Origin of the sequence: Buttiauxella gaviniae ATCC 51604 (genome assembly GCF_001654835.1) — a bacterium.
In the GTDB taxonomy this organism is placed as follows: Bacteria; Pseudomonadota; Gammaproteobacteria; order Enterobacterales; family Enterobacteriaceae; genus Buttiauxella; species Buttiauxella gaviniae.
In genome coordinates this window covers 66,511-80,027 of the sequence record NZ_LXEP01000031.1, presented here as the reverse complement: position 1 = coordinate 80,027, position 13,517 = coordinate 66,511, and the positions used below count along the sequence as shown (strand labels likewise).

12 protein-coding genes and 1 pseudogene are annotated in these 13,517 nt (G+C 51.7%); 11 read left to right on the top strand and 2 right to left on the bottom strand.

Annotated features, from left to right (window positions below; translation table 11 throughout):
- The first annotated feature begins 3 nt into the window (after positions 1-3).
- The 3 genes from fdxH to M977_RS16230 all read left to right on the top strand — a co-directional run bounded on the left by fdxH (position 4) and on the right by M977_RS16230 (position 1,905).
- A complete protein-coding gene (gene fdxH, locus M977_RS16240; RefSeq protein WP_064516875.1) occupies positions 4-888 on the top strand; it encodes a formate dehydrogenase subunit beta in 885 nt (294 codons plus the stop codon).
- A complete protein-coding gene (gene fdnI, locus M977_RS16235) occupies positions 884-1,537 on the top strand; it encodes a formate dehydrogenase-N subunit gamma (protein ID WP_064517655.1) in 654 nt (217 codons plus the stop codon). The genes fdxH and fdnI overlap by 5 nt, the downstream gene beginning before the upstream one ends.
- Before the next feature lie 113 nt (positions 1,538-1,650).
- Entirely contained in the window at positions 1,651-1,905 is a 255-nt protein-coding gene (locus M977_RS16230) for a DUF1158 domain-containing protein (protein ID WP_064517653.1), read from the top strand.
- 88 nt (positions 1,906-1,993) lie between these two features.
- On the opposite strand, the gene M977_RS16225 is transcribed toward M977_RS16230, so the two are convergent.
- Positions 1,994-3,241 (bottom strand): mechanosensitive ion channel family protein, encoded by a 1,248-nt coding sequence (locus M977_RS16225; RefSeq protein ID WP_064516873.1) that lies wholly within the window; start codon positions 3,239-3,241, stop codon positions 1,994-1,996.
- A gap of 489 nt (positions 3,242-3,730) precedes the next feature.
- On the opposite strand from M977_RS16225, the gene M977_RS16220 reads away from it, so the two are divergent.
- Positions 3,731-4,849 (top strand): YbdK family carboxylate-amine ligase, encoded by a 1,119-nt coding sequence (locus tag M977_RS16220; protein ID WP_064516871.1) that lies wholly within the window; start codon positions 3,731-3,733, stop codon positions 4,847-4,849.
- 62 nt (positions 4,850-4,911) lie between these two features.
- Here the strand turns inward: M977_RS16220 and M977_RS16215 are convergent, their stop codons facing one another.
- A complete protein-coding gene (locus M977_RS16215) occupies positions 4,912-5,805 on the bottom strand; it encodes a LysR family transcriptional regulator (RefSeq protein ID WP_064516870.1) in 894 nt (297 codons plus the stop codon).
- A gap of 255 nt (positions 5,806-6,060) precedes the next feature.
- Between M977_RS16215 and M977_RS16210 the strand changes: the two genes are divergently transcribed.
- The 7 genes and pseudogenes from M977_RS16210 to lldD all read left to right on the top strand — a co-directional run bounded on the left by M977_RS16210 (position 6,061) and on the right by lldD (position 13,499).
- On the top strand, positions 6,061-6,483 hold the full coding sequence (locus M977_RS16210) for a (R)-mandelonitrile lyase (RefSeq protein ID WP_064516869.1): 423 nt from the start codon (positions 6,061-6,063) through the stop codon (positions 6,481-6,483).
- A gap of 132 nt (positions 6,484-6,615) precedes the next feature.
- Complete coding sequence (locus M977_RS16205) at positions 6,616-7,671, top strand: NAD(P)-dependent alcohol dehydrogenase (RefSeq protein WP_064516865.1); 1,056 nt, start codon at positions 6,616-6,618, stop codon at positions 7,669-7,671.
- A 112-nt stretch (positions 7,672-7,783) separates the two neighbouring features.
- On the top strand, positions 7,784-8,209 hold the full coding sequence (locus M977_RS16200) for a DUF2946 domain-containing protein (protein ID WP_157092084.1): 426 nt from the start codon (positions 7,784-7,786) through the stop codon (positions 8,207-8,209).
- A gap of 41 nt (positions 8,210-8,250) precedes the next feature.
- Positions 8,251-9,603, top strand: a pseudogene (locus M977_RS16195) (PepSY-associated TM helix domain-containing protein); the annotation flags it as partial.
- Between the two features lie 277 nt (positions 9,604-9,880).
- On the top strand, positions 9,881-11,536 hold the full coding sequence (gene lldP, locus M977_RS16190) for an L-lactate permease (protein ID WP_064516860.1): 1,656 nt from the start codon (positions 9,881-9,883) through the stop codon (positions 11,534-11,536).
- Positions 11,536-12,321, top strand: a complete 786-nt coding sequence (gene lldR / locus M977_RS16185; RefSeq protein ID WP_064516858.1) for a transcriptional regulator LldR — start codon at positions 11,536-11,538, stop codon at positions 12,319-12,321. The genes lldP and lldR overlap by 1 nt, the downstream gene beginning before the upstream one ends.
- A complete protein-coding gene (gene lldD, locus M977_RS16180) occupies positions 12,318-13,499 on the top strand; it encodes an FMN-dependent L-lactate dehydrogenase LldD (protein ID WP_064516856.1) in 1,182 nt (393 codons plus the stop codon). The genes lldR and lldD overlap by 4 nt, the downstream gene beginning before the upstream one ends.
- Positions 13,500-13,517: the final 18 nt, after the last annotated feature.

Genomic DNA, 13,517 nt, shown 5'->3' with positions numbered 1-13,517 from the left:
CTCATGTCCATGCAATCTCAGGATATTATCAAGCGTTCGGCTACCAACGGCTTTACGCCGCCGCCGCAGGCTCGTGACTTCAAAGAAGAAGTCGCCAAGCTGATTGACGTCTCAAGCTGTATTGGCTGCAAAGCCTGCCAGGTCGCCTGCTCGGAGTGGAACGACATCCGCGATGAAGTCGGTCATTGCGTCGGGGTTTACGATAACCCCGCCGATTTGAGCGCCAAATCCTGGACGTTAATGCGCTTTAGCGAAACCACGCAAAACGGCAAGCTGGAGTGGCTGATTCGCAAGGATGGCTGCATGCACTGCGAAGATCCGGGCTGCCTGAAAGCCTGTCCATCTGCGGGTGCCATCATTCAGTACGCTAACGGGATCGTCGATTTTCAGTCGGAACACTGTATTGGCTGCGGCTATTGCATCGCCGGTTGCCCGTTCAATATTCCGCGCCTGAACAAAGACGATAACCGCGTCTACAAATGCACGTTGTGTGTCGATCGCGTGAGCGTGGGCCAGGAACCGGCCTGCGTGAAAACCTGCCCGACGGGTGCCATTCATTTTGGCACCAAAAAGGAGATGTTAGACGTTGCCGACGAGCGCGTAGCGAAGCTACAAAAACGCGGCTATCCGTACGCGGGCCTCTACAACCCGCCGGGCGTTGGCGGTACGCACGTGATGTATGTGCTGCACCACGCTGACCAGCCGGAGCTGTATCACAACCTGCCGAAAGATCCGCATATCGACGTGCCGATTAACCTGTGGAAAGGGATCCTCAAACCGTTGTCGGCGGCAGGTTTTATCGCCACCTTTGCCGGGCTGATTTTCCACTACATTGGCATCGGGCCAAACGAAGAGGTGGATGAAGACGAGGAGGAACATCATGATTAAGCAGAGCAAATCGATTATCAGGACGAAATTTATCGACCGTGCCTGCCACTGGACGGTAGTGATTTGCTTTTTCCTGGTGTCACTTTCCGGCATTGCGCTGTTCTTCCCGACGCTGCAATGGCTGACGGAAACGTTCGGGACGCCGCAGATGGGGCGCATTTTGCACCCGTTTTTTGGCGTGCTGATTTTCGTGGCGCTGATGTTTATGTTTGTGCGTTTCGTGCATCACAATATCCCGGAAAAGCAGGACTGGCCGTGGGTGAAAAATATTGTCGAAGTGCTGAAAGGCAACGAGCATAAAGTGGCGGATGTCGGCAAATATAACGCCGGGCAGAAGATGATGTTCTGGACCATTATGAGCATGATTTTCGTGCTGCTGGTAACCGGAGTGATTATCTGGCGGCCCTATTTTGCCCCGTACTTTTCCATCAAACTGGTGCGTTACAGCCTGCTGATTCACGCCACCGTCGCCATCATATTGATCCACGCTATTTTGATTCATATGTATATGGCTTTCTGGGTGAAAGGGTCGATAAAAGGCATGATCGTCGGCAAAGTCAGCCGCCGCTGGGCACAGAAGCACCATCCACGCTGGTATCGTGCGGTTCTGGCGAAAGAAGCGAAGAAAGAGAGTACTGAAGGGTTGTAGTGCTCTGCCCTGATTTCCCCGGTGCATTTGTGCCGGGGATTTGAATCAGCGGTTATTTTCCCGGACAATGCGCTTTTGGCTCTGTTTAAACCTTATCCGGCATAATCATAATGATGAAACACCCTCTCGAAACCTTGATAAGCGCTGGTAGTATTTTGCTACTGGCCTTTTTCTCCTGCCTACTGCTTCCGGCACCTGCGCTGACCATTGAGCTTGCGCAAAAGCTCATCACGATGTTCCATCTGCTGGATTTGAACCAGCTGTATACCATTATTTTCTGCGTTTGGTTCCTGGCGTTGGGTGCCATTGAATACTTCGTGATTCGCTTTATCTGGAAGCGCTGGTTTTCGATTGACCGTGATGCGTAGCGTCGCTGTTGTAGGGTGGATTAGCGCAAGCGACATCCACCATTTACACAAGAATTGTCGGATGTCGCTACGCTAATCCGACCTACAACTACAAAGCCTTCTGCAACACAATCGAACGAATATCATTACCCGTCGGCGCTTGATGAATCCGCAGCCCAAACTCGTCAACCACGGCAAATATATGCTCGAAAATATCAGCCTGAATGGCTTCATATTCCAGCCATGCTACGGTGTTGGTAAACGCATAAATCTCTATCGGCAAGCCTTCAGCCCCTGGTGCTAACTGGCGCACCATTAGCGTCATATCCTTACGAATACGTGGATGGTTTTGCAGATATTCAGTGAGATAAACACGGAATGTCCCGACGTTAGTCATGCTTCGGGCATTGAGCACTGACCCCCCGTCGCTATTATGAGTTCGATTATATTCTTCAATTTCTTTGCTACGCGAGTCAATATAGGGCTTCAATAATCTCGCATTCATTAAGCGTTGTATTTCATCGGCGGAAAGAAAATGAATACTGGTGGTATCAATATTAATACTGCGCTTAATACGGCGACCACCAGACTGCGACATGCCACTCCAGTTTTTAAATGCATCGGAAACCAGAGCATAAGTTGGAATGGTGGTAATGGTATTATCCCAGTTACGCACTTTCACGGTAGTCAGGCCAATATCAGTTACCGCACCATCAGCACCAAACTTTGGCATTTCCAGCCAGTCACCCAGCTTTAACATACGGTTTGCCGAGAGCTGTATACCGGCCACCAGTCCTAGAATCGGATCTTTAAATACCAACATTAACACCGCAGCCATTGCACCCAGGCCGCTGATAAGAATCGCAGGAGATTGGCCGATAACTCTGGAAATCATCATAATGCCAATCACCAGGGAGCTTATGAGCTTCACACCCTGGAATATTCCTTTTAGAGGAATATCCGACGTAATAGTAAATTTCTGTGAGAAATTATAAATAACATCCAGCAAAGAGAATAACGACAGTAAGGAATAGAGCATAATCCAAAGCTGTGCGCCGATAATTAATATCTCGCTGGCGTCACTGCCTTTTTGCAGCCACAGCACAGCCTGGATATTAACGATAATACCTTGCAGGGTTGAAGCAAGCCTATGAAATAGCTTGTTTTCTGTGATGATTTGCAGCCACAAATGCTGACTGGATTGCGCACGTTTCTCAAAAGTGCGCAGTACAACGCGGTGTAGAATAAAATGAACAATTAATGCAAATACAAAAATAATACCCAGAACGACTAATATCGAAGTTGTTGGGTCAAGCACAACACCAAAAGTACTTAAAAATGAAACCAAATCTTTCATAATAACTCCTTCCTGAACAACGCATATAATGGAGGGAGATGATTCTTAGTGCAACTTTCAAGGCATTTTAATTCACTGAACATTCTTTACAATATTATCATTGCATTTATGAGTAGCAGATAATTTCCAATAAGAATAATGAGATAAAAACAGTTTCTATATCCAAATAATTCAAGATGCAGGACAAAAGGCTTCAGCCTTTTGAACAGCGCTTGCGCTGGCCCCTTAGGGGCGAGGCTTCGCCGAGTAACGCGGCAAGAGAACGAGTCCCGATGAGCTTACTCAGGTAAGTGATTATTCGGCCCATCCATGGGCCTCACCCCTTTGGGGCGCTGTAAACAGCGTTCAAATCTGCTCCAGGCAGATTTGTCAGGTGAGTAAACGTAGCCAACGCGCATGCAACTTGAGGTATGACGGGTATATGTCCGATCGTTTCCAGACGGCTGGCTATACTCAATTCAATAATTGTCAGAACAATGAGAGTCCAGCATGCCACTAAGTGATTTTAATCATTCTGACCCATACACCCTCGGCATCGAGCTGGAATTGCAGATAATCAATCCTCCAGCCAACGATCTCAGCCAGGACTCATCGCTGCTGATTGACTCTCTGAAAGACCAGGTGACAGAAGGTGAAGTCAAACATGACATCACCGAAAGCATGCTCGAAATCGCCACCGGGGTGTGTGGCGATATCGCGCAGGCTCAGGCGCAGCTTTCAAGTTTGCGCCAGCATGTGCTGCAATCAGCAAGTAAACATCATCTGGCGATTTGCGGTGGCGGTACGCATCCATTTCAAAAATGGCAGCGCCAGGAGGTATGCCAGAGCGAACGCTATAACAAAACGCTCGAGCTCTATGGCTATTTAATGAAGCAGGCGACGGTATTTGGCCAGCATGTGCATGTCGGCTGTGAGAACGAAGAGGACGCTATTTATTTGCTGCATGGCTTGTCGCGCTTTGTTCCACACGTCATCGCGCTCTCGGCTTCATCGCCGTATATTCAAGGGGCAGATACAACCTATGCCTCGTCACGTTTGAATATCTTCTCAGCATTCCCGGATAACGGGCCTGCACCTTTCGTCGGCGACTGGAACGAGTTTAAGTGGATGTACCAACGCCTTGAGTCCAGCAGCATCGTTCAATCGATGAAAGACCTGCACTGGGATATTCGACCAAGTCCAAAATTTGGCACCATTGAAGTACGCGTAATGGATACACCGCTGACTATCACGCGTGCGGTCCATATCGCCGGATTTATTCAGGCTTTGGCCCACTGGTTGCTTAGCGAACGTCCCTTTGTGCCGCGTTCTGAAGACTACTTACTTTACCGTTTCAATCGCTTTCAGGCCTGCCGCTTTGGGCTTGAAGGGATGCTGACCGACGTGCGCACCGGCGAGCAACGCACAATGGCAGAAGATATTTTGCCATTGCTCGATACTCTTGCGCCTTATGCGGCACAACTCCGGGCATCATCAGCTTTAGAAGCCATTGAAGGTTATGTGCGTAATAACGACAGTGATACGCGCCGCATTCGTCAGTTTATTACTGAGGGAGGGCTTCTGACCGAGTTAATGCGAGAACATTGTGAAATTTGGGCAACTGAGTGAATTTAATTTTCTGCCAGGAGGCCTATTGGAAATAGGCCAATACGATTTCTGATAAATATCGATTAACGCTTAAACCTTAGCGCCTCAACAAATAAAGAAAATGCGGTGGTGTGTTGTTTACGGCTTGGGTAATACAGGTAATAACCAGGAAATGGGGCGCACCACTCTTTAAGTACTGTGACCAGCTCGCCGCGCTCAACGGCTGCTGCTACCGAATCCTCCGGGACATAGGCCAGGCCAAGCCCGACTGTTGCGGCATCAATCCGCTGGCGCAAGCTGTTAAACGTCAATTGCCCGTCAACGCGCACGCGTAATTCCCGCCCCTCTTTTTCAAATTCCCATGCATACAGCCCACCCATAGTTGGCAGGCGCATATTAATGCAATTATGGTTTTGTAATTCTTGCGGTGATTGCGGTGTGCCTTGCTTTGCGAGGTAACCAGGGGAACCAACTACCGCCATGCGCATATCCGGGCCAATGCGTACCGCAATCATATCTTTGGCGACTTGCTCGCCGAGACGAATTCCGGCGTCAAATCGCCCGGTAACAATATCCGTCAGGGTGTTATCGACGGTAATTTCCACTTTTATATCCGGGTAATCCCCCAGAAAAGATTTCAGTACAGGCCACAGCACCGAATCTACCGCGTGTTCCCCCGCCGTTATGCGGATATTGCCCGCTGGGTTCTCACGCATTTCGATCAGCGCTTCCAGCTCGCCTTCAATTTCAGCGAAACGCGGCCCAAGGCTCTCCACCAGCTTTTCACCGGCTTCTGTTGGGGCAACACTGCGTGTTGTGCGCGTCAGTAAGCGTAATTCGAGGCGCTCTTCCAGGCCGCGAATAGCATGGCTTAAAGCCGACTGCGATACGCCTAATTTGGCGGCAGCTTTGGTGAAACTGCGTTCACGGGCAACCACCAGGAATGAAATCAGGTCGTTAAAGTTCTCTTTTAACATATGCAAATCTGCCGTCGCTGCATTAACTGGTTATCAGTATACGCAGATTCATGAATTCAACTCATAGCTCCTTGCGTATTTACCGGACTAATCAGCAGTAATAACAGGCGCTAACATAGCTTTCTCGGTCCTCACAACGAAGCGTGGGCACTCAAACCACGACCAACTTATCTGCCAGTCGCGCTCAGTTACCTATACTTCTGACTGGTGTTATCTCTGTTAACCCCGGCATTGAATGCCGAAGTAGAGGAAAAAATGGAAGAAAAGCTGAAAATCATCCAGGCTGGATCACAGCCTTCTCAAACGGGTCCGGAAAGTTACTTCACAGGTAGAGTCCGTATTGATGCACCTTTCCAGACCACGCCCCCTGCTCGTACCGGTGGCGCTACCGTCACTTTTGAACCTGGTGCACGTACCGCCTGGCATACGCATCCGCTCGGACAAACGCTGATTATCACCCATGGGCACGGCTGGTTGCAGGAATGGGGTGGTGAAATCCGCCAAATGAATCAAGGTGATATTGTCTGGATCCCTGAAGGTGTGAAGCATTGGCATGGCGCGACACCAGATAACGCTATGACGCATATCGCCATTGCTGAGTCACTCAATGGCACCCCTGTTGAGTGGATGGAACACGTCAGCGACGATCAATACAAAAAAGATACCCTTCATTCTTGAAGTTGCTTCTGCGTTGGCTGCACTCACTCACCGCAGTCACTTACTTGAGTAAGCGCCCGGGGATTCTCGAGTTTGCCACCTTGAAGCAACTCCAATTATTTTAGGTATAGCCTCTCAACTCGGAGAACAAACATGACGATGAAAGTGCTCGGTTATGCGGCACAGTCCGCAGATGTTCCACTTGCTCCATTTGAATTTATGCGACGCGCACCGCGTCCAGATGACGTGGTGATCGAAGTGATGTACTGCGGCGTTTGCCACTCAGACCTACACCAAGCGCGTAATGACTGGGGTTTCAGTCAATATCCGCTGGTACCGGGCCATGAAGTCGTTGGGCGCGTGGCCTCCGTTGGCAGTGACGTGACAAAATTCAAGCCAGGCGATTACGCGGGTATCGGCTGTATGGTGGACTCGTGTCGTATCTGCCATCCGTGTAAAGAGGGTCTTGAGCAGTACTGTGAAGAAGGCAACGTGCAGACCTACAACGGCGTTGATCGCCATGATCATCTGCCAACCTACGGTGGTTACTCGCAGGCGATTGTCGCCTCAGAAGATTTTGTGCTGAAAATGCCTGAGGGTATGGATCTCAAAGGTGCGGCCCCATTGCTGTGCGCGGGTATTACCACGTGGTCGCCACTGCGCCACTGGAATGTAGGCGAAGGTAGCAATGTGGCTGTTATCGGGCTGGGTGGCTTAGGCCATATGGCACTGAAACTGGCAAATGCGATGGGTGCGGAAGTCACTCTGTTCACCCGTTCTGCGAGCAAAGAGGAAGATGCACGCCGCCTGGGGGCGCATCACATCGTACTTTCTACCGATGATGAGCAGATGGCATCGGTTAGAAATCAGTTCGACCTGATTATAGACACCGTACCTTATGACCACGATATCAACCCTTATATGCCAACACTGACTCTTGATGGCACGCTGGTGTATGTCGGTTTGCTGGGCAGCATTGAACCACCGGTCAGCACCTTACCGATGATTCTGGGTCGCCGTTCAGTTGCCGGCTCCTGTATTGGCGGCATCAAAGAAACCCAGGAAATGCTGGATTTCTGCGGTGAACACGGGATTGTTTCTGATATTGAAATGATCAATATGCCCGATATCAACGCAGCCTATGAGCGGATGCTGAAAAGCGATGTGAAGTACCGTTTCGTGATCGATATGGCGACGCTTAAAGCCTGATTGCGCAAACCCTCTCTGTAAAAAAGGGAGGGTTTTTCTGGTTATAACCTCCCTTCCAACATCACATTTCATATACAATCGCGCAACACTCGCTGTTTTAGTAGATGCCCGGTTGCCATCACTCTTCTCCCTTTCACGTCATAAATGGCCTTTTGCTCTCGCTTTACTCGCGATGGCAATGCTTTTTATCGCCCCGGTGATTTCAAAATCACTGGAACAGCGGCGTGCGGCGGCGAATGGTGAGCATCATATGATGAGCCATTCAGGCGGCATGATGATGGAGATGGGCAATATGGAAATGCCCACAGCATCCCACTTGATGCCGGGCGCGGGCGCTTCCTTGATGGATGATATCGCCTGCGGGTATTGCCAACTTCTGCTGCATATCCCACTGATCGTCTGGCTATTTATTCCCTTTGTCTGGTTGGCATGGCGTATTACGCGTGCGCCACCGCCCCCGATTATCGCAGCGCTTCTGCCCCAGCATAACGATGCCGAAGCGCTGCCACGCGCGCCTCCTGTCGCACTGTCTCGTTAATACAAACATCATTTAACGTCACAGTTTTACTGGAGATAACCATGTCTGTGAATCAATCCCAGCTCGCCCGCCGTGGCGCGTTGCTGACGCTTTTGCGTCGTCTGCATTTCTATATTGGCTTGTTTGTTGGTCCGTTTATTTTTATCGCAGCACTTACCGGCAGCCTATATGTGCTGACGCCACAAATTGAGAATGCGCTTTATCATGAAGTCTTGCGCACGCCAGATACTGGCCCAAACCAGCCGATTTCACAGCAAATAGGCGCTGCACGCCAATATATTGGCAACGATGCCAGCATCTCAGCCGTGCGGCCAGCCCCCCATCCTGGCGACACCACGCGCGTGCAGTTTGTTGACCCGACGCTTGGCGAGTCAGAATCGCGCGCCATTTTTGTCTCACCTGCAACACTTGCCATTCAGGGCGATATGACGGTGTATGGCACCAGCGGTGTGCTGCCACTGCGTACCTGGATTGATCAATTCCATCGCGCATTGCTGCTGGGCGATACCGGCAGAATTTACAGTGAGCTTGCTGCGTCCTGGCTATGGGTTGCAGCACTTGGCGGCGTGGTGTTGTGGCTGACTTCTCGGCCAAAAAGAAAGTTAAAAGTGCGGCAAACCGCGCAAAGAAAAGCGCGTCACTGGCACATTACGCTGGGTGCTGCGTTGCTGCTCGGCCTGCTGTTTTTCTCTGCCACCGGGCTCACCTGGTCGCAGTGGGCGGGGGGAAATATCGACAAAATGCGCAGTGCACTCGGTTGGATGACGCCACAGGTGAATACGGCGCTGGTGCCACAAACCGGGCATCAGCAACATGCCCCTCATGCGGAACACCACGCCATGATGCCAGGCATGGTAATGCCGCAAACAGACGACAGTGTCTGGGATCAGGTACTTACAGCCGCTCGTGGTGCTGGAATTGAATCGAGTAAAATCGAGATTCGCCCAGCCCGTTCGGCAGATAAAGCCTGGACCGTGAGTGAAATTGACCGCGCCTGGCCGACGCATGTCGATACTGCAGCGGTCGATCCAACCAGTTTTAAAGTGATTGACCGCACCTGGTTTGCTGATTTCCCGCTGGTTGCCAAGCTGACGCGCTGGGGAATTGATGCTCATATGGGCGTGCTTTTCGGGCTGGCAAACCAGCTGTTGCTGGCAGCGTTTGGCATTGGCCTGTGCACGATGGTGATTCTCGGTTACCGGATGTGGTGGTTAAAACGCCCGACGGCTTCTGCGAGCAACCCCGCGCAAACACTAAGTGAAGCGTGGCTTGCGCTGCCAGGTGCATGGCGTGCAGGAGTGGTGATTGTCGCGCTACTCTTTGGCTACTGCCTGCCGGTAATGGGTGCCAGCCTGTTGCTGTTTATCGTTGCTGATATTGGCCGCTGGCGCAAAAACGCGTTGAAATTGCAGACTTCGTAATTCCCTTCCCCCTCACTTTTCTGGCGAGGGGGAAATCGTATTCTCCAGGCCCTCTCCCCTTCCAATATTGGTCCTACCAATCCAGCCAAAAACGTGACCTCTTTGTGCATAACGGCAAAAAAGCGCAACACCAATATTGCCATTAATTAACAAAAGATTAACCTTTACGCATTATCTACCCTACATCGCAATATTGGTCCTACCAATTAAGCGAAAAATAATAAGCACATCACGTTCTGGAGAGTCCTGCATGCAAGCCTGGCAACAAGTCTATGACCCCGCAGGTAACATATGGCTATCAAGCCTCATCGCCGCTATTCCGATTATTTTCTTCTTCTTCGCACTGATTAAACTGCGCATGAAGGGCTACACCGCCGCCACCATTACTGTGGTCCTGGCGCTATTAGTGGCGTTACTTTTCTACCGTATGCCGGTTGACCGCGCATTGTCGTCAGTTGTGTACGGCTTCTTCTACGGACTCTGGCCGATTGCCTGGATTATTATCGCCGCCGTTTTCGTCTATAAAATCTCGGTAAAAACCGGGCAGTTCGACATTATCCGTTCGTCGATTCTTTCCATTACGCCTGACCAGCGCCTGCAAATGCTGATCGTCGGTTTTTCCTTCGGCGCGTTTCTTGAAGGGGCTGCGGGTTTCGGTGCGCCAGTGGCGATTACCGCCGCATTACTGGTTGGCCTCGGCTTTAACCCGCTGTATGCCGCAGGTCTTTGCCTGATTGTGAACACCGCACCAGTAGCGTTTGGTGCCATGGGGATTCCCATTATTGTCGCAGGCCAGGTCACCGGCCTCGATAGTTTTGAAATCGGCCAAATGGTGGGCCGCCAGTTGCCGTTCCTGACCATGATTGTGCTGTTCTGGATTATGGCGATTATGGACGGCTGGCGCGGTATTAAGGAGACGTGGCCTGCGGTTATTGTGGCCGGTGGTTCGTTTGCTATTGCGCAATTCCTCAGCTCAAACTTCTTAGGGCCAGAGCTTCCGGACATTATCTCATCGCTGGTTTCGCTGGTGTGTTTGACCGCATTTCTGCGCGTCTGGAAGCCGGTTCGCATCTTCCGTTTTGGCGATATTGGCGCATCAGTTACCGACCAGACTCTGGCTCGCAAAAACTACAGCGCGGGCCAGGTAGTTCGCGCCTGGATGCCGTTTATCTTCCTGACTGCAACCGTCACACTTTGGAGCATCCCGCCGTTTAAAGCGCTGTTTGCACCAGGCGGTGCCATGGCTGATTGGGTATTTAACGTCTCAGTGCCATTCCTCGACAAAATGGTCGCCAAAATGCCACCGGTTGTCGCCGAAAGCATGGCCTACGCGGCGGTGTATAAATTTGACTGGTTCTCCGCAACCGGCACCGCGATTCTGGTTGCAGCACTTATCTCCATCGTTTATCTGCGCATGAAACCGAAAGCGGCCATCGAAACCTTCGGTGAAACGCTCAAAGAGCTGGCGCTGCCGATTTACTCCATCGGCATGGTGTTGGCATTCGCATTTATCTCCAACTACTCCGGCCTTTCGGCAACTCTCGCCCTGGCGCTGGCGCACACCGGCCACGCATTTACTTTCTTCTCGCCATTCCTCGGCTGGCTGGGCGTGTTCCTGACGGGCTCAGATACTTCATCAAACGCCTTGTTCGCCGCGTTGCAGGCCACGACCGCACAACAAATTGGTGTGTCGGACTTGCTGCTGGTTGCCGCTAACACCACTGGAGGCGTAACCGGGAAGATGATTTCTCCACAGTCTATCGCCATCGCCTGTGCAGCCGTAGGGCTTGTGGGTAGAGAGTCGGATCTGTTCCGCTTCACCGTTAAACACAGCCTGATTTTCACCTGCATGGTTGGCGTAATTACTACACTACAGGCCTATGTCTTAACCTGGATGATCCCTTAATGACGACGCACCTGCGCCTGGCCGACCATCTGGTCGAGCGCGTAAAAGCACTGATTAGCGAACGTAATCTGGAGGCGGGCATGCGGTTGCCCGCCGAACGCCAGCTTGCGGCTGAAATGGGTGTCTCACGCTCATCGATTCGCGAGGCGATTCAAAAGCTGATTAGCGAAGGTATTCTGATTAGCCGTCGCGGCGGCGGCACCTTTGTGCGCTATGAAGTCCAGGCGTGGTCGGAACAACGCATCGTACAGCCACTAAAAACGCTGGTGGAAGATGACCCCAACTATCGCTACGACATTTTAGAAGCACGCCATGCGATAGAAGCCAGTACTGCGTGGTACGCAGCTCAGCGGGCAACACCTGCCGACAAAGAGAAGCTAATCGCCTGCTTTGACGCAACCGTGAAATTCAAAGAGAGCGATGACCCAGATCTCGCAGCCCAGGCCGACGTGCGCTTCCACCTGGCTATTGCCGAAGCCTCTCACAACATCGTATTGCTCCAGACAATGCGCGGATTTTTTGACCTGCTGCAATCATCAGTGATGCATAGCCGCCAGCGCATGTACACCGTACCGGCAATTTTTGCCGGTCTCACCGAACAGCATAACGAACTATTGCAGGCCATTCTGGCAGGCGACCCGGAACGTGCGCGCCTTGCCGCAAAAACACACCTTGGGTTTGTCCATACCACGATTAAAACCCTGCATGAAGATGAAGCCCGACAGGCGCGAATTACCCGCCTGCCCGATGAAGATACCGACGTAACAAGGGACGAAAATCCATGATTATTTCAGCTGCATCAGACTACCGCGCCGCGGCAAAACGCATTTTGCCGCCATTCCTATTCCATTATATTGACGGCGGGGCCTATGCCGAACACACGCTACGTCGCAACGTTGATGACCTTGCGCAGGTGGCGTTAAAGCAGCGCGTGTTGAAAAACATGTCGGCATTGAGCCTTGAGACCAAACTGTTTAATGAAACCCTATCGATGCCGGTAGCGCTCGCGCCGGTTGGTTTGTGCGGAATGTATGCCCGCCGTGGTGAAGTACAAGCGGCAAAAGCGGCAGCCGCAAAAGGCATTCCGTTTACACTTTCTACCGTTTCTGTCTGCCCGATTGAAGAAGTGGCACCTGCCATTGACCGGCCAATGTGGTTCCAGCTGTATGTTTTAAAAGACCGTGGTTTTATGCGCAATGCGCTGGAGCGCGCCAAAGCCGCTGGCTGTTCGACGCTGGTGTTTACCGTTGATATGCCGACGCCAGGCGCACGTTATCGCGATGCGCATTCCGGCATGAGCGGGCAACATGCCGCACTGCGCCGTTACTGGCAGGCCGTGACACATCCACAATGGGCGTGGGACGTGGGCCTGAACGGTCGCCCGCATGATTTAGGGAATATCTCAGCTTATCTGGGTAAACCGACCGGACTTGAAGATTATATTGGCTGGCTGGCGAATAATTTCGACCCGTCGATTTCCTGGAGTGACCTGGAGTGGATTCGTGAGTTCTGGGATGGTCCGATGATCATCAAGGGTATTCTCGACCCGCAAGATGCCAAAGATGCGGTGCGCTTCGGGGCTGACGGGATTGTGGTGTCAAACCACGGGGGTCGTCAGCTCGACGGCGTGCTGTCATCGTGTCGCGCCCTACCCGCCATTGCTGACGCTGTCAAAGGTGATATCGCGATTCTTGCCGATAGCGGTATCCGCAGTGGGCTGGACGTGGTGCGCATGATTGCGCTCGGAGCCGATACTTGCCTGTTAGGTCGCGCTTATCTGTATGCACTGGCAACCCACGGCCAGGCGGGTGTCACCAACTTGCTGAACTTAATCGAGAAAGAGATGCGCGTGGCGATGACGCTAACCGGTGCAAAATCTATTTCTGAAATCAGCCCTGAGTTGCTGGTGCGCGAAGGGCTGAAAGATATTCTTTCGCCACAAAGTATGGCGGTTGGGTTTTAAATAAACTGATGCTCGCCA